Annotated in this window: 19 protein-coding genes and 6 pseudogenes; 17 read left to right on the top strand and 8 right to left on the bottom strand. The window is 33.5% G+C overall.

The window, feature by feature from the left end; all coding sequences use genetic code 11:
* Window positions 1–92: 92 nt before the first annotated feature.
* On the bottom strand, window positions 93–983 hold the full coding sequence (locus JFT95_RS09790; protein WP_002141731.1) for a DMT family transporter: 891 nt from the start codon (window positions 981–983) through the stop codon (window positions 93–95).
* Window positions 984–1,097: 114 nt separating this feature from the next.
* On the opposite strand from JFT95_RS09790, the gene JFT95_RS09795 reads away from it, so the two are divergent.
* The 5 genes and pseudogenes from JFT95_RS09795 (at window position 1,098) to JFT95_RS09815 (ending at window position 5,846) form a co-directional block, all read left to right on the top strand.
* Window positions 1,098–1,715 (top strand): helix-turn-helix domain-containing protein, encoded by a 618-nt coding sequence (locus JFT95_RS09795; protein ID WP_002031957.1) that lies wholly within the window; start codon window positions 1,098–1,100, stop codon window positions 1,713–1,715.
* 486 nt (window positions 1,716–2,201) lie between these two features.
* Complete coding sequence (locus tag JFT95_RS09800) at window positions 2,202–3,152, top strand: hypothetical protein (protein WP_201052085.1); 951 nt, start codon at window positions 2,202–2,204, stop codon at window positions 3,150–3,152.
* A gap of 241 nt (window positions 3,153–3,393) precedes the next feature.
* The gene (locus JFT95_RS09805; RefSeq protein WP_002012842.1) at window positions 3,394–3,543 is read left to right on the top strand and encodes an aspartyl-phosphate phosphatase Spo0E family protein; all 150 of its coding nucleotides are present in this window, start codon (window positions 3,394–3,396) and stop codon (window positions 3,541–3,543) included.
* Between the two features lie 114 nt (window positions 3,544–3,657).
* A complete protein-coding gene (locus tag JFT95_RS09810) occupies window positions 3,658–4,386 on the top strand; it encodes an alpha/beta fold hydrolase (protein WP_201052087.1) in 729 nt (242 codons plus the stop codon).
* A gap of 60 nt (window positions 4,387–4,446) precedes the next feature.
* Window positions 4,447–5,846: pseudogene (locus JFT95_RS09815) on the top strand (protoporphyrinogen oxidase).
* A gap of 65 nt (window positions 5,847–5,911) precedes the next feature.
* Here JFT95_RS09815 and JFT95_RS09820 read toward each other — a convergent pair.
* Complete coding sequence (locus JFT95_RS09820) at window positions 5,912–6,460, bottom strand: hypothetical protein (protein ID WP_201052089.1); 549 nt, start codon at window positions 6,458–6,460, stop codon at window positions 5,912–5,914.
* Between the two features lie 230 nt (window positions 6,461–6,690).
* Between JFT95_RS09820 and JFT95_RS09825 the strand changes: the two genes are divergently transcribed.
* Window positions 6,691–7,242: a GNAT family N-acetyltransferase gene (locus JFT95_RS09825; RefSeq protein WP_002031946.1), complete on the top strand. Its 552-nt coding sequence runs from the start codon at window positions 6,691–6,693 to the stop codon at window positions 7,240–7,242.
* A 43-nt stretch (window positions 7,243–7,285) separates the two neighbouring features.
* On the opposite strand, the gene JFT95_RS09830 is transcribed toward JFT95_RS09825, so the two are convergent.
* Window positions 7,286–7,471, bottom strand: coding sequence for a cold-shock protein (locus JFT95_RS09830; RefSeq protein WP_000286202.1), 186 nt, complete (start codon window positions 7,469–7,471; stop codon window positions 7,286–7,288).
* Window positions 7,472–7,557: 86 nt separating this feature from the next.
* Window positions 7,558–7,761 (bottom strand): cold-shock protein CspD, encoded by a 204-nt coding sequence (gene cspD, locus JFT95_RS09835; protein ID WP_002012849.1) that lies wholly within the window; start codon window positions 7,759–7,761, stop codon window positions 7,558–7,560.
* 382 nt (window positions 7,762–8,143) lie between these two features.
* Here cspD and JFT95_RS09840 point away from each other — a divergent pair.
* From JFT95_RS09840 to JFT95_RS09850, 3 genes and pseudogenes are all read left to right on the top strand, one after another.
* Window positions 8,144–9,039, top strand: a pseudogene (locus tag JFT95_RS09840) (CPBP family intramembrane glutamic endopeptidase).
* A 17-nt stretch (window positions 9,040–9,056) separates the two neighbouring features.
* Window positions 9,057–9,697, top strand: a pseudogene (locus tag JFT95_RS09845) (chloramphenicol acetyltransferase).
* A 256-nt stretch (window positions 9,698–9,953) separates the two neighbouring features.
* On the top strand, window positions 9,954–10,559 hold the full coding sequence (locus JFT95_RS09850) for a PRK06770 family protein (protein ID WP_002085644.1): 606 nt from the start codon (window positions 9,954–9,956) through the stop codon (window positions 10,557–10,559).
* A gap of 113 nt (window positions 10,560–10,672) precedes the next feature.
* On the opposite strand, the pseudogene JFT95_RS09855 reads toward JFT95_RS09850, so the two are convergent.
* Window positions 10,673–11,541: pseudogene (locus tag JFT95_RS09855) on the bottom strand (LysR family transcriptional regulator).
* A gap of 129 nt (window positions 11,542–11,670) precedes the next feature.
* Here JFT95_RS09855 and JFT95_RS09860 point away from each other — a divergent pair.
* Window positions 11,671–12,714, top strand: coding sequence for an aspartate-semialdehyde dehydrogenase (locus JFT95_RS09860; RefSeq protein WP_002141744.1), 1,044 nt, complete (start codon window positions 11,671–11,673; stop codon window positions 12,712–12,714).
* Between the two features lie 107 nt (window positions 12,715–12,821).
* On the opposite strand, the gene JFT95_RS09865 is transcribed toward JFT95_RS09860, so the two are convergent.
* Window positions 12,822–13,253, bottom strand: a complete 432-nt coding sequence (locus JFT95_RS09865; RefSeq protein WP_063219540.1) for a hypothetical protein — start codon at window positions 13,251–13,253, stop codon at window positions 12,822–12,824.
* A 376-nt stretch (window positions 13,254–13,629) separates the two neighbouring features.
* Between JFT95_RS09865 and JFT95_RS09870 the strand changes: the two genes are divergently transcribed.
* The gene (locus JFT95_RS09870; protein ID WP_201052090.1) at window positions 13,630–14,754 is read left to right on the top strand and encodes a C45 family autoproteolytic acyltransferase/hydrolase; all 1,125 of its coding nucleotides are present in this window, start codon (window positions 13,630–13,632) and stop codon (window positions 14,752–14,754) included.
* Between the two features lie 53 nt (window positions 14,755–14,807).
* Window positions 14,808–15,070, top strand: a pseudogene (locus JFT95_RS09875) (hypothetical protein).
* A gap of 99 nt (window positions 15,071–15,169) precedes the next feature.
* Here JFT95_RS09875 and JFT95_RS30115 read toward each other — a convergent pair.
* Window positions 15,170–15,259, bottom strand: a pseudogene (locus tag JFT95_RS30115) (tyrosine-type recombinase/integrase); the annotation flags it as partial.
* 2 nt (window positions 15,260–15,261) lie between these two features.
* On the opposite strand from JFT95_RS30115, the gene JFT95_RS09880 reads away from it, so the two are divergent.
* Both JFT95_RS09880 and JFT95_RS09885 read left to right on the top strand, forming a co-directional pair.
* Window positions 15,262–15,576 (top strand): hypothetical protein, encoded by a 315-nt coding sequence (locus JFT95_RS09880; RefSeq protein ID WP_201052091.1) that lies wholly within the window; start codon window positions 15,262–15,264, stop codon window positions 15,574–15,576.
* Between the two features lie 1,167 nt (window positions 15,577–16,743).
* The gene (locus JFT95_RS09885) at window positions 16,744–16,995 is read left to right on the top strand and encodes a DUF3947 family protein (RefSeq protein ID WP_002085634.1); all 252 of its coding nucleotides are present in this window, start codon (window positions 16,744–16,746) and stop codon (window positions 16,993–16,995) included.
* Window positions 16,996–17,357: 362 nt separating this feature from the next.
* Here JFT95_RS09885 and JFT95_RS09890 read toward each other — a convergent pair whose 3' ends face one another.
* On the bottom strand, window positions 17,358–19,193 hold the full coding sequence (locus JFT95_RS09890) for a YVTN family beta-propeller repeat protein (protein ID WP_201052092.1): 1,836 nt from the start codon (window positions 19,191–19,193) through the stop codon (window positions 17,358–17,360).
* 1,094 nt (window positions 19,194–20,287) lie between these two features.
* Here JFT95_RS09890 and ltrA point away from each other — a divergent pair.
* The 3 genes from ltrA (at window position 20,288) to JFT95_RS09905 (ending at window position 23,626) form a co-directional block, all read left to right on the top strand.
* Window positions 20,288–22,087, top strand: coding sequence for a group II intron reverse transcriptase/maturase (gene ltrA / locus JFT95_RS09895; RefSeq protein ID WP_201052093.1), 1,800 nt, complete (start codon window positions 20,288–20,290; stop codon window positions 22,085–22,087).
* A gap of 26 nt (window positions 22,088–22,113) precedes the next feature.
* Window positions 22,114–22,392 carry an ArpU family phage packaging/lysis transcriptional regulator gene (locus JFT95_RS09900; protein WP_242487606.1) on the top strand — a complete coding sequence of 93 codons (279 nt, stop codon included), beginning with the start codon at window positions 22,114–22,116 and terminating at the stop codon, window positions 22,390–22,392.
* Between the two features lie 922 nt (window positions 22,393–23,314).
* Window positions 23,315–23,626, top strand: coding sequence for a heterocycloanthracin/sonorensin family bacteriocin (locus JFT95_RS09905; protein ID WP_002189588.1), 312 nt, complete (start codon window positions 23,315–23,317; stop codon window positions 23,624–23,626).
* The last annotated feature ends 129 nt before the right edge of the window (window positions 23,627–23,755 follow it).

Consider the following 23,755-nt stretch of genomic DNA (forward strand, 5'->3'; position numbering starts at 1 on the left):
ATGTGGGAGTCGGGCTGCCCGTAAACGCCCGATTGGTGAAGGCTAATAATCAGTGGGGGATGAATAAAATCCCCACTGATTAAAGTTTCACTTTATAAATTGTGATTCAATTGTTTCGGTTGTAATAAAAATATTGCTAATCCAATGAAAATAAGTAGAATTCCTAGTCCTTGCTGTAAAGAAATTGTTTCATCTAAAATGAAATAGGCTAAAATACAAGTTCCAATTGTCTCTCCTAAAATACTCATCGAGATAACAGTAGCGCTCATCCATTTTAATAACCAATTGAAAATTGTTTGTCCTAAAATCGTTGCAATGAATGCAAGACCTATAAAGGACCACCATGTTTGTGCAGTGTAATTGAAGAAAGATGACTGCTGTGTGTAAGCAAATATACCGAGAAAGAGTGAACTACTGCCATAACTAATTACCGAGTACGGTATTAGGGATAGGTCTTTACGAACATATTGACTGATGAAAAAGTAAGCTGTTATGACGCCAGCAGCAATAAAAGCTAAAATATCGCCGTATAAAGCCTCACCACTAATTTGAAAATCTTGCCACCCAATCACGATACTTCCTGAAATTGCAATAAGGCAGCCTATAATCGCACCTTTCGTAAACCGTTCCTTAAATAAAAAATAACCACCGACCATTGAAAATAAAGGTTGCAACGTTACGATAACTGTAGAACTTGCTATGGAAGTATACTGTAAAGATTCAAACCATAGTACATAATGAGCTGCTAGAAATAATCCAGATAAGAGTCCAAATCCCCATTGCTTTTTTGATAATGAGCGAAGTTCGCTTCGATTGTTTGTATTAAATATTAGAAACGGTAAAAGAATTACCGTAGCAAACAATAATCGATAAAAAGCAGTGATTGCTGCAGGGGCATCGGCTATTTTTACGAAGATAGCTGAAGTAGATAAGGCGAACACGCCGAAAAATAAGATGAAATATGAAAGAATAGGTGATTTCAAAGTTTGTCCCTCCGATTGGTTGTTTATTATAATGAACTGTATATAATATAATGTACAAAAGTTAGTATATAAGCCTAAGATGAAATAAGGAAGGATTAATTGCCACTGTTTAGTATGTCAGCACAAAAGGGACAAAAGATGTATTATGATGGACGAAAGGAAGTTGTAACAATGATTCATTATCGGCTAGGTCAAACTGTTTTAAGTTATCGTAAGAAAAATAATATGACAATTCGTGAATTTGCTGATTATGCAGGAATCAGTACTTCACTTATTAGTCAAATTGAAAGAGGACATGCCAATCCTTCTTTAAATGTATTGGAATTAATAGCGAAAGCATTAAATGTACCGCTGTTTACTCTTTTTATTAATGATATTGATACAGATTCACTTATTTCTAAGAAGAAAGATCGGAAAAAAGTATATCGAGAAAATAATGATCATATTGTTTATGATGTGTTAACACCAGATTTTATGAAAGCTCGCATTGAAATGTTAATGATGGATTTAAACGGATATGCAAATACAACAGAAAGTCATTATTCCCACGAAGATAAGGAAGAAATTGCAGTTGTAATGAAAGGGGAAGTGTATGTGGAATTGGAAGGGAATGAATATTTTTTAGAAGAAGGAGATGTTGTGCGTATTCCACCGAACGTGAAACATAGATTTTTGAATAAGAGTGATGAAATGAATCACATCTTATTTGTATTAACACCTTCGTTAAGCTAAGGAAGTAGCTTAAGGATACATACTAAGTGGTAACATAATAGAAAGTATCAATTACATAAAGATTCGCGTGTATAATAAAACAACTATCTATAAATACATACACATTTGATTTTCACATTGTATGTTTAAGAAGATGAGAGATTTGACAAAAAAATAAGATAGTTCCATGACTATCAAACCAAATAATTCAGATAAAAAAAGAGTGAAAATTTTTAAGGATTTGGCAGGAGTAAAACGAGAGATTGTTCGTTATTTATTTCATAATCAAAACAAACACAATTGTGGAAGATTGAGACTGCATTAGGGATGAATAAGTATCATCTCAAAATATTATTAGAAGCAAATTTAATTCTTGTTGAGCGACAGGGACAATTTTAATTTATAACTGTAAAGGAGGAAACTTTTCAAGAGTTTTCACCTGGCTTTTTGCCGACTTTGTAGATGCTAAAAAACCATTTTTATTAGGGGTTAGTGGGGATAAGAGAGATGGAAAATATAAGTGTATTAAAAGATGGGCTTTCAATTATATCTCAATGTAAAAAAGAAACAAATGATATTTGGTATGCACATTTCGGAGCAGCTGCCATTGCTAGTTATTTTTTTACGAAAAACAATAACATTGATGAAAAAACTGCCTGTAACATTTATTCTCAAGCGAAAATGATGCTCCATAAGCAAAGGTTAGGCGAAACAATTGATAATAAACAAGGTGTCGATTATCAAAGTGCTGAAGAAACGATAATTAAATCTTTGGAACAAACGATTGATGAACTCCATTGGGTTGGTCATAATGTAATTTACGCTTCTTTAAGTTTACTAGCCATTAAGGAGTTAAGTCATTGGGGGAGTGAGCAAGATATTAATAATATAGCAAACCTTATATTATCGTTTCAAAAAACAATTCCCGGTAGATCTTGGATTGGTTTTACAACTAAAGAAGTAAAGCAACTCATTATAAATAATGAGGAGATTCAAAGCGAAATTAAAAACCCGAAGCAATTATCTGATTTTATTTTAAGTGAATTATCTGAATTTAACGTTATATATAAGGCAGAATCACATCACGATTTAATTGGTCATATGCTTACCTTCTCACATGCGATTAATATATTATATGACTTAGGGCATATAGAATTATTTCAAAGAGGAATAAAACCACTATTAAAGCTAGTTTATGTACTTAGAAAAAGTCGCAATTTAATGCCGAATGCCCAAATAATATTGAATTCTACTGTAGATCGTTTACCTCTTACAAAAGCAAGACAAGTTGATATACTTCCGCTAGATAATGCATTCTGGCTTAAAGACTACAGCGAATTTAATTGGGATTTTGGACACATATTTAAATTTTCATATAGTTATTTTGATCACTTAACAAGGATTCCAGAATATAAAGATAAAACATTTGAGAAATTCTGTTGTATTATTAATGTGTAAAAGTGTCTAACTTTAAATTAATAGTAAATGGTACACATTCATAAACTAACATATTTATAAAAAATGGTAGAAAATTATAATGACCTGTAATAATAGGCTTAGTTTAAGTCTCTTTTTTTGTTAGTAGTATGTTGTTTTTTCAAGTATGTAAGATTTTACATTAGCATGAGACTTTTACTTATTATGTAAGTAGGCTATACTAAAATACATATATTTTGAAATTGGAGCGAATAAAGACGACATGGAATTAGTGAAGTTAGAAAAAATAATTGAATTGAAAAAAGAAGAATTATTGAATCTAGTCTCAAATTATGGACTTCAACATGAAAAAGTAATAGCACTCAGCCAAGAAATTGACAAATTAATAAACTGGTTTATGTTTTTAAAATAGAAAGAACTATGACGTGAGTTGAATATGTTATAGTTCTTTTTTAATTGGTAATTTAGAAATATATTCGATATACTATTAATAAATAGAATATTCAGTTTTAAAGGAGGGGGATAAATGATACTACATACGCATATTTCAGGTGAAGGGGAACCAATTGTGCTTTTACATTCTGGTGGTATGACAGGTTTAGTAGAGTTTGAAGAACAGGTAGAATTTTTTACAGAAAAACAATATAAAGTAATTCGTCCTGATTTGAGGGGACATGGAGAATCAGGAGGTACATTAGATAATTATTTTCTTTGCTCTGCTGATGATTTGAATGATACACTAGAACATTTGCAAATTAATAGTTGTCATATAGCGGGTGTTTCACTAGGGGGGATAGCCGCTTTATTATTTGCAAAAAAATATCCAAATAAAGTGAGGACATTAACTTTTTCAGGTATCTTTCCTATTGAGCGAGATAATTGGGAAGAGTCTCAGGAGTATGAAGTAAAGTGTCATCAACAGTTGATGGAAAATGAAGAAGTTGTAACTTATATGAATCAAATTCATGTAAAAAGTGATTGGAAAGGGTTGCTGAAATCGTGGCAAGTTAAGGAGTGGTACCCATTTCATGAAACAGGTGATGTAGCTAATCTTCAAGTACCTACACTGTGTATTGTTGGGGGAGATTCAGCAGATGAAGTTACAGCCACTACAACGTTTAAACAATTAAACAACAATATACATATTGCTGTTATTCCGTTTGCAGGTCATTTAGTGCATAATGATCAGCCTAAAATATATTCATATATATTGTCTAATTTCTTACAGAATGCGCAAGCTGCTAGTCGACTATGATAATTTTTGGTTATAATAATAAAGGAATTATTAATTGTATCGGTTAGGGGCGCAGCAAATATGAAAACAGTCGTTGTCATCGGTGGAGGTATTACTGGACTTTCTACTATGTTTTATTTAGAAAAATTAAAGAAGGATTATAATATAGATTTAAATTTAATCCTTATTGAGAAAGAAGAGTATTTAGGTGGTAAAATCCACAGTGTGGAAGAAAATGATTTTATTATGGAATCTGGAGCAGATTCTATTGTAGCTCGTAATGAACATGTTTTGCCGCTTGTAAAAGATTTATATTTAGAAAATGAAATGGTATATAACGAAACAGGTATTTCTTACATATACTCTGATAACATATTACATCCAATTCCTGCTGACACTATATTTGGGATTCCTATGAGTGTTGAATCATTATTTAGCAGTACGCTAGTCTCAAAAAAGGGAAAATCGTTGCTTTAAAAGATTTTATTACGAAAAATAAGGAGTTTACAAAGGATACATCACTTGCTGTATTTTTAGAAAGCTTTTTAGGGAAAGAATTAGTGGAAAGACAAATTGCACCTGTGCTGTCAGGTGTATATTCTGGTAAATTGAATGAGCTTACAATGGCATCTACGTTACCATATTTACTTGAGTATAAAAATAAATATGGAAGTATTATTAAAGGTTTTGAAGAGAATAAAAAACAATTTCAGTCAGCAGGAAATAAAAAGTTTGTATCATTTAAAAGTGGACTATCTACGATTATTAATCGCTTAGAAGAAGTGCTGACGGAGACTGTCATTAATAAAGGTGCTGTAACAACAGTGATAAGTAAAAAAGGGGATCGGTATGAGGTTTCTTTTGCAAATCATGAGACAATACAAGCTGATTATGTCGTTTTAGCAGCTCCACATGATATCGCACAAACGTTATTACAGTCTAATGAGTTAAATGAGCATTTTAATAAATTTAAAAATTCATCGCTTATAAGTATTTACTTAGGTTTTGACATACTAGATGAACAACTACCGGCTGACGGCACAGGTTTTATCGTAACGGAAAACAGTGATTTACATTGTGATGCTTGCACATGGACAAGCAGGAAGTGGAAACATACATCTGGTAAACAAAAGCTATTAGTAAGAATGTTTTATAAGAGCACTAATCCAGTATATGAAACGATCAAAAGTTATAGTGAAGAAGAATTAGTACGAGTTGCTTTATATGATATTGAAAAGAGCCTCGGAATTAAAGGTGAACCGGAAGTAATTGAAGTTACAAATTGGAAAGATTTAATGCCGAAATATCATTTAGAACATAATCAAGCTGTTCAATCATTACAAGAAAAATTGGCCGTGCTTTATCCTAATGTATACTTAGCTGGTGCTTCATATTACGGTGTAGGAATTGGTGCTTGTATTGGAAACGGAAAGAATACTGCCAATGAAATAATTACGACATTGAATGAACAGTCAAAATAATAATATTGAATACATATGTAAATAAAATGTCCCTCCAACATAATGGAGGGACATTTTATTTATGATTATTTAACATTAATTACAATCTTTTTATGATTGGCTTTATTCTCTTTAATAGTTAATGTTGTTTTTCCATATTCTTCAAATGAATACGGTGAGAGCCGATAAAGTCCTTTAATACTATGTTTTTCTTTTAATTTATTTGTAGGAATTAATGTTATATTAGGCTTCCATGTTTCCTGTTTGCCTGAAGGGTAGTCTACTATTATTTCTGGATTATTTAATTGTATTGTTTCCCAAGAGACAAAATACAGTTCAACTTCTGCATCTTTTTTTAGTAATTCTTCTGAGAAATAACCAAACTCACCAACATTACCAAAAACAGTGAAATTTTGATTTTGCAATTTAATATCTAAATATTTAGGTTGATATGTTGCTGCGTGATACATTCCGTATGAAAGAGAGAGTGTGGCAGCGATTAATATACCAACTGAAAATGTCTTAAAGCTATTTCCTTTAAAACTTGTCATCATAAATGAGTTTGGTGTGAATTTTTTTGCGAATAAAAAAATGAGTAAAATGAGCAAGAGGGATAAGCCAATGAAAATATACATAAAGTTTAAGCACCTCCGTAAGAAATATTTACTATTTTTCTATATTTTAACATGAGAAGGTATAAATTAGGGGTGGTTTTTAGAGGGGAATTAATAAATACAACGAAGTTATATATTATTAAGAGGATAAACATCGCTAGAAATATTTGATTTGTGGGACATTAAGGACTTTCCTAATTATAAATACTTTTTCTGCTATAATAAATGAGTAGAGAGAAAGGAGTGATCCTATGGTATTTCCTATGTTAGAAACAGAACGCTTGCGCTTAGTTGAAATAGAACAATCTTATTGTCAAAAAATATATGAAATATTCTCATTAGATGAGGTAACGTGTTATTACGGTATGAATTCTTTTACTGAGTTTGGACAAGCTTCACGTATGATTGAATCTTTTTCAAAAAATTACTTTGAGAAAAAGGCAATGCGTTGGGGGATTGTATTAAAAGACACAAATAATTTAGTAGGAACAATTGGATTAAATAATTTACAACTTTGGAGTAAACGCTCAGAGATTGGATATGATTTGCATCCTCGTTATTGGGGGAATGGTTATGCTTCTGAAGCTGCTCGAGAAATTATTACTTATGGATTTCGAGATTTAGGCTTATTTAGAATTGGAGCTATTACATATCCTGAAAATATAACTTCGTGTAATATGTTATCTAAATTAGGTTTTCAACAAGAAGGGCTGTTACGTGGATACATTCATCAAGGAAATAAACAACACGATGCATTAATGTATTCTATTGTACGAACAGATGTAGAGGATATTCATTATTAATAAAAAAGCCCCTCTTATTTAAAATAAGAGGGGCTTGTAAAAATCAACCTATTTTAGGTAATAAACGTTCTCCGCTTTTCATACTACTTTTACATAAAGGGCATTTAGGCTCTTCTTCAAATGAAAAGTTCTTTCTCATCCATCCTAAACAATCCTCTGATTCACATTCCCAAACAGGGGTTTGTTCTGGTGGTACTTCTGCTACATCGTTCTTTCGATTGCGATACATGTAACCACTCCTTTTATGTAAAAATTTTTAGTTATATATTAAAAAGGTTGTTAACCGAGCTGGTAACAACCTTTTTATTGATTGAATTATAGCTTTACAACGTTTTTAGCTTGAGGTCCACGGTTACCGTCTTCAACTTCGAAGCTAACTTCTTGACCTTCGTCAAGAGATTTGAAGCCGTCGCCAGTGATAGCTGAGAAGTGAACGAATACGTCGCTACCGTCTGCAACTTCGATGAAACCGAAACCTTTTTCGCTGTTAAACCATTTTACTTTACCTGTTAATGTCATGGTAATGCCTCCTAAAATTTAAAAAGATTACAATATGATCGGCCTTATTCGATTGAAAATAAAAGTTCACATATTATCAAAAATCCATAAGGAGTACAAAACATTCCTGATTGATACTTGATAATATGCAAAGAAAATATAGTGCTAAATTGACCTTAATTACTATCCTACAACAAATGGTGGGAAATAGCAAGTGCTGGTAATATCAGTGAATGAATCGGGAGATACTGGTAAAAGGCACGAAGACATCTCTTTTATTTATATATTATTCCTAATCTGAATTTATTCCAAACAGAAATCATTTATTTTAAAAAATATGTTTAAGGGAAACGATATATATTTTAAGAATACAGATGATTACAATAATAAGGAGGATAGAATATTGCTAAATAAACAATTTAAAATAATTGAAGCAGCAAAAGAAGGAAGAAGAAAAGTTCATCCTATTTTCGCTGTTATACTTGCAATTGTATTTTTAACTTTAGGTGAATTTTTCATGTTGTTTATGCTGTTTTTACCGAAAGCGGATACATCATTTGTAAAGGCAATTTATAATAATATTGAGATGATATTAACGTTTGGTGGGGCTATATTTTTTATTTTTTTATGGATTAGGTTTGTAGAGAAAAGGTCATTTTCATCCATTGGTTTTGGAAAGTGCAATGGATGAGAAAGTATTTGAGAGGTGCGTTAATAGGATTTGTCTTCATTTCAATACCAGTAATTGTGCTTATATTAACAGGGATTGTAAAACTACAAATGCAACAAATTACGGCAACCGCCATATTTGGTATTGTAGGATCTTTAATTGCTTTTTTAATACAAGGCGCAACGGAAGAAATTATTGTACGAGGCTGGTTATTTCCAATTATTTCTGTTAGAAGTCGTATATGGGTTGGGATTATAGTGACGTCCTTTTTATTTGGTTTTCTGCATTTACTTAATCCTGGTATTACAATCCTTTCAATATCGAATATAATATTAGTTGGTGTATTTGCAGCTTTTTACGTATTAAAGGACAGTAGTCTTTGGGGGATTTGTGCATGGCATTCCATTTGGAATTGGGCACAATATAATGTCTATGGTTTTGCAGTTAGTGGCATGACGATATATTCAACACTACTATTTAAACCTGTAACAAATGGCAATGAAGTCCTTCATGGAGGCTCATTTGGTATTGAAGGTAGTATCATTACAACAATAATGCTTTCTATCGCTTCAATCGTTTTATGGAGACAGTTATGGGGGAGAAGAGCGAAACAACGAGATTTTAGTTAATGAAAGTGGGAGAAACTATGGGGATTATAGCGTTTGAGGGAGCGAGTGCTGTTGGTAAGAGTAGCACATGCCGTGAACTAGAAAACAATTATGGAGCATTCATTATACCTGAAGTGAATTTTTTATTTGAAAGACCAAAAAATGAACATAGAACATGGTATTTTGAAAAACAAGTAGAGCGCTGGAATATAGCAGTGCAGAAGTCGCAGCAATATGAATTAGTAATACTCGATGGAGATATATATCAGCCACTTAGTTATAATTGGTGTTTTCATTTTGATATATTTAATCAGCCGTTATCTTTAATAGAAAACTTTTATAAAGAAAAGATGATAAATAGAGAAATTGGTTTTCCAGATCAATATTTTTATTTATATACAAGTGATGAAGAGCTTAGAAAACGGAAAGAGTCTGATGGGACGAAAAAAGAAGAAACTTTGAAAAACATTTACATATATCTAAAGCATTTCAGCGTTATTATGAAAATCTCAATACCGTCACAGACGGGTACTGTAAATTGATTGAAGCAAAAAGTATAAAGTCGAATGAATTAGAAATTGTGAAAAGTTTAAACAGCTTAAAAGTATGTGAAGAAAGACGTTTTGATGTTTCGAGGTTAGATGTTATTACGAAGTGGTTAAAAGAAAATCGTGCATAAAGTAAAAATAACGAGTGTTTTAGAAGGCGCTCGTTGTTTTTTTGTTTCCATATAAATATAAAGGGAAATTTTGTAGAATATCTTTATTTTTTAACAGAATAATCTTTCAATTTCATGAAAAAAGAAATACAATATAAGGAAATATATATAAATAATATGATAGGGGATGGGATGAACTATTTTGAATGAAGGAACTGTTTTATATAAGAAATAATGAGGTAGTAAGAACAGAGATATTTGGGAGGAAACAAGCAAGATGAAAACATTATTTAAAATCATAGGAATTATAGCTGGTATGGCGGTAATCGGGGTAGGTGTAACGTATGGTATGCTGTATTATCTGAATAATAGTAAACCAGCTGCGAAAAAGGCATCACCAGCCGCTCCGGCAGTAGAAGTGCTAGCTGATAGTAATGTAAAAGCTGAAGATGCAAAGCTTTTAGAAAATGGCAATCATTCATTACCGAATAGTGGTTTTAATAAAAATTTTAAGTGGACAGATGAGAACATACAGACAGCCCTACATGAAATGGCACATCAAAAAACGAAAGCTGATCAAAAATGGGGCTATATTTTTATTACACAAGAACGTATTGAAAGTTTACTCGAAATTATAAATAGTAATGATGTTGCACAAAAAAGTACATATGTGGATATTTTAGAACGATGGAAACAAGGAAAATATGAAAAGGTTGATGTAGACCACAACAAGATTTGGAAATTACAAAGTGGGAATTTAGGAGAAGGGAAAGGAGTAATGTCAGAAAAGGAGCAAAAAGAATTAATTAATCAAGTTTTTATACAAAAAGGTACATATTCAGGTAGTAAATTAATTGCAGGTGAGGTACAAGCTAATAAATAATATACATATTGATTTTGAAACACCTGTATTGCTATGAACACAAATGTTTTAATAAAAATGAGTAATTGCTTTTTAGAGCAGTTACTCATTTTTGTTATTACTCGCTTACTTTTCTATTCTATTCTCTCTAATAATGTAAGAAACGATTGTAAAACTGGTGATATCCATCTAGATTTATGATAGATTACGTGGCTTTGAATGACTGCTGGAGTTTCGATGGGCTGAAAACAGAGTTGCTCTTTTTGACAACTTTCTTGTACAACGATGTTAGGGAGAATTGAAATTCCTAACTCACACATCACAGATTGTTTAATGACTTCAACATTGGAAGTTTCGAATGTTTTAGCGGGAATATTCCCGCTTTGACGTAAAAAACGATCTACCATCGGTCTATAGCCGCAGCTTTGTTCAGTAAATATAAATTGAGTATCTTGTAATAAAAGGAGTGGATCAGTGTTTGAAGGGAAATGAGCAGGGAAAATCCATCCAAATGTTTCATTACATAAATTACACGTAATAAAATCATTATGCTCTATACTTTCTCCAATTATGAAGATAACATCGGTTTCTCCTTCATGTAGTTTTTTCAATGCTTGCCCATTGGTATTTGTCTCAAGTACGATATTTACTTTCGGATTTTCCTGTTTGTAAGTACGTAATAATTGTGGTAATCGATACACTGCCAATGATTCATTAGATGTAATAGTTAATGTTCCTTCTAAATGGTCACTGTTTTGAGGGATTTCTTGCGCTTTATCATAAATAGTAAGTAATTCTAATGCATACGGATGAAATTGATGACCTGCTTTTGTAAGAAGTATTTTTTTCCTAATCGATCGAATAGAGGAATGTTTAAATCGTTCTCTAATGCTTTAATATGGGCTGTCACAGTAGATTGCGCATAACCTAATGCATGAGCAGCTTTAGAAAAGCTACCATATTTAACAATGGCACAAAATGTTTTAACATGTCTCATTTCCATAAATGATACCTCTTTTATTATCATGATTTGTGAATGATTATATCATGTATTTCAATTTTTCAAATCATTAAATTTCTTTTAAAATTAAGTTGTGGAGAAATTCATTCAATTGAAATTGGAGGAGAAAAAATGAGTGAAAAGAGCTATCATGTAGCTGTAGTTGGAGCTACAGGCGCAGTAGGGCAAAAAATCATTGCATTGTTAGAGAGAGTAACGAAATTTAATATAGAAGAAATTACATTACTCTCGTCAAAACGATCTGCTGGTAAGATAGTACAATTTAAAGGACGAGAGATTAAAATACAAGAGGCAAAATCAACTAGTTTTGAAGGTGTAGACATTGCCTTTTTTAGCGCTGGGGGAGAAGTTTCTAGACAATATGTAAATCATGCAGTTTCTAGTGGTGCAATCGTAATTGATAACACAAGTGAATACCGAATGGCACACGATGTACCACTCGTCGTTCCAGAAGTAAATGCACATACTTTAAGGGAACATAAAAGGATCATTGCAGTTCCGAATTGCTCAGCACTACAGATGGTAACAGCTCTTCAGCCAATTCGAAAATCATTTGGTTTAGAACGAATTATTGTTTCAACGTATCAAGCCGTATCAGGCTCAGGAATTCATGCGATTCATGAATTAAAAGAACAAGCTAAGTCAATGCTTACAGGTGAAGAAGTGAAGAGCACTATATTACCAGTGAAAAAAGATAAAAAACATTATCCAATTGCATTTAATGTATTGCCGCAAGTGGATATATTTACAGACAATGATTTCACATTCGAAGAAGTAAAGATGATTCAAGAGACGAAGAAAATTTTAGAAGATCCAAATCTGAAAATGGCAGCTACTTGCGTCAGAGTTCCAGTTGTATCGGGGCATTCTGAATCAGTTTATATTGAACTTGAAAAAGAAGCGACCGTTGCAGAAATTAAAGAAGTACTACTGAATGCACCAGGTGTTATTTTACAAGATAATCCTAGTGAACAAATTTATCCAACGCCATTATATGCAGAGGGTAAAAGAGATACATTTGTAGGTAGAATACGCAAAGATCCGGATACGCCAAAAGGATTCCATCTTTGGATTGTTTCTGATAATTTATTAAAAGGTGCGGCTTGGAACTCAGTTCAAATCGCAGAGACATTGGTGGAAAAGGGGATTATTTAGTATAAATTTATATAAACATTGAAAATAGGAGGATATATGGGAAACCATTAATTATAATGGTTTCCCATTTTTTACTTAATGAGTATTCTCCTAACTTCAATTTGAATTTAATTTAAGTTAGTTTTTATAGTGTTTTTATAAATATCAATTTTATTTGCAGAGAATTTTAAAAATCTAGGCTCTCCATTAATTGTGAGATAAATATTAATTGAGATTGGCATCTCAACCTTTTTCACTACATCTTCTATAGCAAAATACTCATTTTCTTTTTCGTTATAAAAAACAATGGGACTAATTAATACCTCGTTATTTTCAATATCAATACTACACATCATAGGGAATTTCTCATCATTATGTATTATTAATTCGCCCAGTACTATTGAACCGTTTAATTCTTCTGTGAAATTTATAGTTTCCACTGGTTTTACCCACGTTTCATCGCACTCTTCATTTTCCTCTTCATCTATTTCCCATTCCCATATCGGGTTTTGTTTCAAGTCTTCAATAGTCAATTCATCAACTGGTTTGCTATTACACATTAATATATACTCCTTTTGCCATGAAAATGGATGAGTAAAAAATTTATTCATTAATTGTAAAATGTGGCTATTTGCAATCCTATAAATACAAGTTTGCTCGTTTCAATAAATAGTTGATCGCAAATAAGAAGTTTCGATGTAGAGTATTATCCATTTGATATTATTAAATCTAGTTTTGTAATGTTGAACTTATTTTTACAACCTATTAAAAGTCTATTCTTACGGTAATCTTAACAAGGTTTTAACTAGACAGTAAATAATGCCTTTTGAAAAGGAAAACCGTGGTTGTGATGGGGGAAATAGCAAAAAACATCAAGAATGAACAAAAGTGTTTTGGTATGATATGGAATATATTCAATGTGAGGGGGAGATTATGGTGTATCAAGTAAAGGGGTACTTTTCATCGCTAAAAGGAAGTCATTATGAAGTTGGAAAACAGCAAGGGGAGTTTGTGAAAAATCATCCGTATCTCATTCCACAATTTATGCAGCAAGAAAATTTAATATCAGATAGCCATTGGACAGAATCTAGAAATGTACTAAAACAATATTGTCCAGGAATTAATGAAGAAATTGAAGGCTTTTGCGAAGTATTGAAAATTCCTTCAAGGAATATGATGTATTATTATCAGACATTATTAAAAGTAGGTTGTAGTCATTGTGCAGTATTACCTAAAAAAACTGATTTAAAGCATACATATGTATTAAGAAATTTTGATTTATCACCCAAAATAGATGATATGCGTTTTTGTTCGACGCATGTTGAAGGTGCATATGCACATAGTGGCTTTTCTACTCAATATTTTGGCCGAACAGAAGGAGTTAATGAGCATGGGTTATCTATTACATTTTCAGCATGTGGTCAACCTGTAGGGAATATTGAAGGTTTAAGAAAACCGATGGTAAATGGTTTGCAATGTTTTGCGGTAATTCGAGTAATATTGGAGAAATGTAGAAATACGCATGAAGCTACATCTTTAATAAAAGAAATGCCTATAGCAAGTAATATTAATATAATTGTAGCTGATCCTTTAAACGCAGCGCATATTGAAATATTTGACGGGCATAAATCAATAACAACAATTAATGAGGAAAGTCAAGCTTTTACCGTATCAACAAACCATGCAGTCAGTTCACCTATTCAGAAATTAAATAATAGGAAATTAGAACAATCTACAAAAAGATATCGCATTTTACATGAGCATTTAAATCGAAATGAACAGGTGAGCATGGAATCTTTAAAAGGATTGGTAGAAGAAGAATATCCTATCGGGGTGACGGTGCATAATTATGAAGAATGGTTTGGGACTTTGCATTCTGTATTAATTGATTTACAGGATCGTACATTGAATATTTGCTTCGGATCGCCACTTTTAAACGAGTGGTACTCATTGAAAGTTGGAGAAAGCCTTCCGTTTTCCGAAGTGAATGTGAACTTTAAAAATAAAACTTATGCTGACTTTTGGAGAGAAGAGAAAAATGAAATGACTCCTAAAGATTAAAAAGGAATAAGATGGTAAAATGAAGGAGCGGAAATAGACAGGAGGGATTGCCATTGCTACAAGCTATGTTACCAATTGTTCTAATCCTTTTTCTAGTCGTTTCGATGTATATAACTTATCAAAAAAGAAAAAAGCAGGGATAAAAGGATTAAAAAGTGCATTAACTTCTATTTGTTGCTTTTTAATTGCAATCTTAAATTTGTTTGCATATTGGTTTCATTTTGGTGGTATTTTTACTTGGTTATTTTCAATCGTATTATTGCTAGTTGGAGCATATTTTACAAAATATATTCCAATCTCAAAAAAGTTGCACTAAAATTATATGAGTTTAATATGTAATGTTTTATTTCAATGTGCTATAGATGCCTTTAAATCAATGCTTTTGAGCATTTTGATATGTGTTTGCAAACACATATCAAAATATACTCTTCGCGAATGTTTTCACTGCATCTTCTTGCATATTGGGTAAGACATGAGAATATACCCTTAAAGTTAAAGAGATATCAAATGCCAATGACAGAATTCATGAAGTTTGTAAAGTGCGAGAACGAAGGTGTTTTTGACATCAAGCAGATGTACAACGCGGAAAAAGCTTTCAAGAAAGTGCAGAACCACCGAAATCTACATTTTGCTTACATGGGTATGCGAGTAAATGTAGCTGGCAAGTGGGGTACAATCGTTGGAAACTGGAAAACTAATTTGTTAGTTTTGTTCGATGGGGAAATAGAAGCGTACAACTGCCACCCTTATTGGGAAATTGCTTACTTCGATGAAGAGGGCAATGTGGTTCATAGCTATCAAAAGGGAGAGTATGCGATATAAGTAAAAAAGGACGAGCAGTCTTACCTACTGTCCTTTATAGGAGAAAAATTATTCTGGACTAGAACTACGAATAACCAGAAAACGCGCTTTTAACCAGTGTTGTCAAAGATGTAATAATTTATGCAACAAAAAAGCTTAGTCGGAATTCAAAACACCAAAATGGCTTGCATTGGTAAACAGGCTCAAAAGTAGTATATGCAAAATGAAAAATTCCATACAAAAAGCAGACAACAATTTTGGTTGTCTGCCAGTGAGTCGAATGAGTTAGCTAATTGTGATAAATTGCTTTCCCATTACAAGAAGAGTGAAGCTGCTAGTTCAAACAGCTTGTAGGTAGTCTTTTCGATATTTTAAAAAATATACAGAGAAAGCAGATAAGTGACGAATCTACCTGCTTCTGCTGTAACAAAAGAAAGAAGTATTAGCCGTGGATACGGCGGCTTGAAAATAGTATGTATTGGTTTTGAAAAAATATTCAAGGAGTGAAGGGAAATGGGATGGGGACAAATTTGAGGGCTATTCACTCGAACAGCTTCGTACCCGTCACAGTCGTTATCCTATTGTGACGGGTATCTGACTTATATTATTGAGGGAACGGGACGGAAGGATGCCACGGTATTGTTACAGGAATCCAGACGGACCTGCGCGCTTACCCCAGCATTCGCGAGCTGCGTCACGGCATTCAAGATAGCAGATTTTCTGCCAGATTTGACGGCTACGTTATAGTTCACGACTAGGGGACGAACTGGGTCCTGAGGGGGAAATCGATTGAGAATTGCTTGATGATAGGTTGTTCTTAACGTGACGTTCGCTGTCAGCGTGATACCTTCTATAGTAATACCAGTCAGCGTTGTCCCGTTAAATGAGGTGAGTTTGACTGTAAGCATGTAACGGTTTTGCATATTTATTTTTCCTTTATTATTAGACTTAATTTATTTTATGCTTGTCTAACAATTTAGTGTAGACACTTGCATCATAATAAGTTGAAAGAAATATAAGATTATATTTTGATAAGGCGTGGAGATTAAAAAAAGGCAGTTGAACAAAAACGTTATTTGAATAAAAGCTAGTTGACTAGTTTTTAACACTCACTGAAATTAACACTCACTGAAATTAATACTCATAATATACTTTGTAATAAATTATATGGAAGTGAGTTGAATACTAATGTTTTATTCATATTTTGATACCCGAGATAGAATGCGTCCGTATGGTACCGCGGGTATTACGTATAGCGGAGCACAAAGTACAATTCAAGCTGTTCAACAAGCGTTACAAGCACAGCAGCAGATGCAACAAATACAGCAAGGCATACAACCGTACTATTTATCTATGGAGTATTATTATCCAATGCATCATATTACACCATACGGAATTTCTGTTTCAACAATTCCATATGGAACTGTATACAATTTATAAAAATATGCGGGGGAATAAATTTGAGTATTTATATAAGGGCGCAAGTACAGAGCGCCCTTATAAGAAATGATTCGTATCTGATGAATTAATACTCAATTAAATGTGTAATTAAGATTAATATAAAAATTTTATTTTGTATGTATTTGAAACACGAAAAGAGCACTTAATAAAGTGCTCTCATGACGAGATCATTCACTCAAAAGAAAGGAATACACCATATCATACGAAAATATTTTGAAATGCTCTTGGGTAAATTAATTATTATTTGTAAAAAAAGCAGCTAGCAAAAGCTAACTGCTCGGATATGATGGGGATTAATGGAAGAACAGAGAAATATGATTAGTGTCTCTCTGTTTTTTATATTATTCGCAAATAAATCCGGTTGCTATACCAGTTGGAGCAACACCTACTGGGACCGTATCAATGACCGTATTTGTAGCAGTATTGATGACAGAAACAGTATTACTAGCTTGGTTTGTAACATAGGCACGAGTGCCATCTGGTATGATAGTCACTTGGTCTGGTGATAGTGCAACCGGAATGGTATCGATGACGGTGTTTGTCAACGTACCTATTACAGATACATTATTACTTACTTTATTTACAACGTAAACACGAGCTCCATCCGGTGTAATAGCTATACCAACAGGTTCGGTACCTACGTTAATTGTATCAATAACGGAATTTGTAGCGGTGTTAATAACAGAAACAGTATTGCTGTTTTGATTTGTGACATAAGCACGAGTCCCATCTAGTGTGAAGACGATTATCCTAGGTCGAATACCGACATTAATGGTACCGACAACTGTGTTGGTAGCAGTAGCGATAACAGAAATTGTATTACTTAATTCGTTTGCAACATACGCAAGGGCCCCATTTGGTGAAACAGTAATTCCTTGCGGAGCGATTCCAACATTAATGGTACCAACAACTGTGTTGGTAGCAGCGTTAATAACAGAAACTGTATTATTACCATGATTTCCAACATAAACAGTTGTGTTATTTGGAGAAACAGCTACACCAATTGGATTATTTCCAACAGGGATGGTAGCGATAACTGTATTAGTGGCAGTATCAATAACGGAAACGGTATTAGAAAAAATATTAGTAACATAAGCACGAGTCCCATTTGGTGAAACTGTTACTTCAAGAGGTGCATTATCTACAGTGATTGTATCGACTACTGTATTTGTTCCGGTGTTAATTACAGATACTGTATCATCTGCAGGATCATCAATGGCTCCTGCGTTTGTAGCATAAACAAGGAAATTACATCCAGGTCCCGTCGGTCCAGTAGGCCCAGTAGGTCCAGTTGGCCCCGGTGGGCAATCACAATCTCCAGATGGCCCAGTAGGTCCCGGTGGTCCTTCAGGCCCTTGAATACCTTGCACGCCTTGAGGTCCAGTAGGTCCTTCAGGCCCTTCAGTTCCTTGAATGCCCTGCACGCCTTGAGGTCCAGTAGGTCCTGGTGGCCCAGGAACTCCTGTTCCTGTCCCTGAACCAGTAGGTCCTGGTGGTCCTTGAATGCCTTGGATACCTTGCACACCTTGAGGTCCTTCAGGCCCTTCAGGCCCTTCAGTTCCTTGAATGCCTTGAACGCCTTGAGGTCCAGTAGGTCCTTCAGGTCCTTCAGTTCCTTGAATGCCTTGAATGCCTTGAACGCCTTGAGGTCCAGTAGGTCCTTCAGGCCCTTCAGGCCCCGTAGGCCCCGTCGTTCCAGTAATGTTTAATAGTGAACTATTCAAGACTCCTTGTAAAATTAAGCTAAATGTCTGCTGTAACAAGGGGTCCGATATATTTGAACAACTAATAAGTGAAGACAAGTTTTGGAATAGAAATTGGAATAATGCTGAAATTTGAGTGAGAGTTGCAGTAGGTAAAGAATTGATTAATTGGTTTATAGTTCGTAAAACTAAATTTCTATTTGGTGTATTTGGTTGTACTGCTATTAATAAATCATTTAATGCCTGTAATGCTGTTTGGAGTATTTGTCTAGTTGTAGGATTTGGTGTTGTGAAGAAAGAAAGGATAGCTTGGTTTAATTGGTTTATTATTTGCAATAATTCTTGTTGTTGAGAATCTGAGAAAAAAACAGGTGTACAACAATTACTTTGATTACAAGGGGATACAGAAATAAAGCAGGGGAGCTGAAACTTATCACACGAATTTGGTGAATTTGACTTATTATTATGTCTCATAAATAACTCCTCTAAAAAAATTTAAATGTTAGATATGTCTTGATAATTTATATTAGCAACTGAGTTTAAAGTATTTATGGGTATATGTTTAATATGAAATGTTCAGAAAATTTTCTTCCTTCAAAATATATGTCAATAAAGTGAAGATGATCTTATTTTACACGTAATCATATATATAAATAAAATGAAGATATTTTTATAGTACATATAATCAATACTTAGTTACTAATAGGATGTTGTAATCATAGGAATAGAAGATATTATGACATATGATTTTATTAATATGACTCGCATTCCATATAACGGGCATCTGATTTGAATTTTTTCCAGTATCTTAATACATTTAAGAGACTGGATTGTTTAGTGGAAATAAAACTTAATAAAATAATCCTTTGTGCGACACGTTTCCTCATAAGTGTGCAAACACGAAGTAGGAGGGTTATTAATTTGATAACAACAACTGTTTGACTGAAAGTAGGAATGAAAGCCGTCAGGTTGAGCTGAAACTACTTATCTAATACTCCTACATGCAAGGCGTGATAGTAGTCACAAATTGTATGAAGCTAGGTGAAGTCGGCTGAACAAAACCTAAGTGAGAAATCATATGGTAATGGATAGGTCGGGATGCTACAAAATATCTATGGTGAGAATGTCTAAAATAACGGACTGGCGAACTTGCGAATGTACGGGTCTAAATTATTAATACAATAGAAATTTGTATGTCGTCAATGATGACGTTATCTACCGAAAAGTAAGAGTAAAGGATACGAAATTCGGAACATCTAACGATGAGGGTGTAAAGATAACAGGCTTAAAGCAAGCACCTAAGGATATATGTATAGCTAAGTCAATCGGAACGTGGTAAGCAAGAAACTGTCACCAACGCCTACTAGCGGACAGATGCATATAAGGTTCTAACGAACCGAAATTGCTTCATTCTTGTGAAGGTGGGGACAAAGTACCGACGAAGCATGTAACGAATGTGGAGGGATAGTCCCTAGTCTTGTTCTTTGAAAACTAAATTAACTAGATGTAACTCACAGGATCGAGTAAGATGATGGGACTTTTCGTAAGAAAGGGGAAATAATACATCGGTGAGTACAACATTACGACATGCAGAATATTACGATATACAAAAAGTGTTCGATGATTTATACCAACGTAGTGAAAATAACGCTACTAAAGGTGTAAATCTATATAAATACATCATATCAAAAGAAAATATTCTATTGGCATATAGAAGTATAAAGGCTAACAGTGGTTCTAAAACTGAAGGAACAGATGGTATCACAATCGACCATTATAAAATGGAAGATGTAAATTCCTTCGTTGACGATATTAGAAAAACTCTCACAAATTACAAACCAAATACGGTACGTAGGGTAGAAATACCTAAACCTAATGGGAAGAAACGCCCATTAGGAATCCCTACAATGAGAGATAGATTGATTCAACAAATGTTCAAACAGGTTCTAGAACCAATATGCGAGGCAAAATTCCACAAGCATTCATATGGATTCAGACCTAACAGGTCAACACACCATGCAATGGCTAGGTGTCAATATCTGATAAACAGAGGAAGATTTAGTCACGTAGTAGACATTGATATACAAGGTTTCTTTGACAACGTGAACCATTCCAAGTTATTAAAACAACTATACAACATAGGCATAACTGATAAAAGGGTGCTGACAATTATCTCTAAAATGTTAAAAGCACCAATCAAAGGAAAAGGTATTCCTACAAAAGGAACTCCGCAAGGAGGAATCCTAAGCCCATTACTTAGTAATGTTGTATTAAACGATTTGGATTGGTGGATATCTAGGCAATGGGAGAATATTAAAACAAGAAGACCATACACAACAGCAACCAAAAATCCATTGCTGATAAAAACAAAATTGAAGAAAATGCATATCGTTAGATACGCAGATGATTTTAAAATATTTACTAACAATCATCAATCTGCAATCAAAATATTCCATGCAGTAGAAGGTTATCTTAAAAATCAATTAAACCTTAATATATCTAATGAAAAATCGACTATAACTAACCTAAAAAGAAAATCTTCCGATTTTCTGGGGTTCTCTATCAAATCTGTTAAAAAGCGCGAAAGATATGTGGCAAACACACATGTAAGCGAGAAAAAGAAAAAGGATATCCTTGAAAAAGCAAAGACAAGGATTAAAGCAATTCAAAAAAGCCCATCAGGGAAAACAGTACAGGACTATAACTCTTATGTGCTTGGTATAAAAAATTATTACAAAATTGCAACACATGTAACTATAGACTTTGCTGAAATAGCCTTTCGTCTCTCGAAAACTTTGTTTAATCGTCTAAAGTCAATAGGGAAATATAAGATTCCTACCAATGCGAATGCATTATACAAAAGAACTCATAGGAACAATTATAGAACCTTTGAAATAGCAGGCAATCATGTATATCCACTAGCGGACATACAAACACGATTCCCTCAAAGTTTTAGTCAAGACATATGCAATTATACTAAGCAAGGAAGACAAAAACTCATCAAAATCCTAAAAGGTAACATTGCCAATGAAATGCAAAAGATGTTGCTATCCTCCAATAAAGGACAAAGCATGGAGTATACAGATAACAGAATATCCAGGTATTCCATGCAAAATGGTAAATGCGCTGTCATCGGAATCTTCTTAATAGCTGAAGATGTGCACTGTCACCATAAAATACCGAAAGGTATGGGAGGAACTGACGAGTTTAATAACCTGATTATTGTACATGAATTTGTCCACAGATTGATTCACGCTACAAATGACGAGACGATTAGAACATATATGAGAATTCTTCAATTGAACGATAAACAATTGAAGAAAATAAACAAACTCCGTAAAGCTTGTAATCTAGTTACTTTAGTATAAAAGGATAAGATGGGGCGCTGTATGCGATGAAAGTCGCACGTACAGTGCTAAGCGGGGGCATCGTTCTTTTTCCTAAAATGAAAGGTGACGATAAGAATCATGAGATACGTTTTAAACAAATTGAACGGACATTGAAATATGCTCTTGATAATGATCAACGTCAGATAATTGAATTGAAGTATTTTGGGAGTGAGAAAGTCAAAGATTCCTATGTTTATAATGAATTGATGATGAGGCGTGATAGTTTTTATGAGAATAAAAAAATAGCTATCCGTTTGATAGCTACTGCTTTAGGGATTATATGAACGTGGTTTTATTTTAGTGAAGATGAAATTATGATCTTTTGTGTTACTGATATAAATTGTTATATGATACGTGTAATCCATCTTACTCGCTCTGCCTTGTGGCAGGGCTTTTTTATATAATAATATAAATTAAGTAGTTAAAGAGGTGTGTTTAAATGAGCTGGGAAGAATCATATAGAAGAGAGCAACCATGTCCATGTGATAAGGGAAAATATATTGAAATTATGAAGGTGTATGCAATAGAAGAAATATAAGAAAGTGCTAACACGTATGCGGAATAGACATAAAACATCGCTGATTTGCCATTCATAAAAATAGACTTTTCTTAGCAGAAATCACTAATTATAAATACTTATAAAATTAGCTCTGATATAGCAGATATTGAAGCGAAGAAAAATAAAGATGGGAGTGCATATTGGAAATACGAAGATGACCAAACAAAATTATGGAATATACGACTATAGAACTAGAAAATGATGACATAAATCTAAATATTATTGTTTAAATTCATATTTTATAATGTCCATTTAGCCCGCATTAACTGCTCGTAAACCCCCTCTGATTAAAGTTTCACTTTATAAAAATGAGCCCATAGTAAAAATAACCTAAAAATAGGCATATGAACAAGGTGCATCATCTAGTGATAGGTCATATTTTGTTGGTGTACGTATTGAACTTAGTTTAGCCCGCTATTTGTGGGCAGTAAAACTCCCACCTCAAAATTCAACTGGAGCAAAGAAGTTAGGTGGGAGCCCTGCTGCCCGTAAACGCCCGATTGGTGCGGGCTAATAATCAGTGGGGGATGAACAAACCCCCTACTGATTAAAGTTTCACTTTATAGCGCTATTTCTACTTAGATTTAACGAACAGAAATATAGGAAAGTATCGATGGGGTTTTAGTTTATAAACGGAGGTCATGAAGATGAATAATTTTCAACAAGAACTACAAGCGTTAAGCCTTAATGATTATCAGCCTGGAAATATTGTGTATTGGGACCAGCAAAACCAATATCCATATTACTATATTACAGATGATGCTCGTCGCTGTGGCGGCTGTGGCGGTGGTCGTTGTGGTGGTTGTGGCGGCGGTGGTCGTTGTGGCGGTGGTCGTTGTGGTGGATTCCGTTGTTTTGGTTGCTTCGGTTGCTTTAGTTGTTTTGGTTGTGGTGGTTGCTCTAATTGCTCTAATTGTTTTGATGGTTTTAATGGTACTACTGTAACATTTGAATATTGATAAGAGACAAAAAGGAATCCATTTTGAAAAAAGATTGATCGAAACGGATTCCTACTTTGTGAAGCATTATATAATTTTTATAAAAATGTGCTAACAAGTTTGCAAACGGACTTGCTAACACCTATACGA

Source organism: Bacillus sp. TH17 (assembly GCF_016651125.1).
In the GTDB taxonomy this organism is placed as follows: Bacteria; Bacillota; Bacilli; order Bacillales; family Bacillaceae_G; genus Bacillus_A; species Bacillus_A mycoides.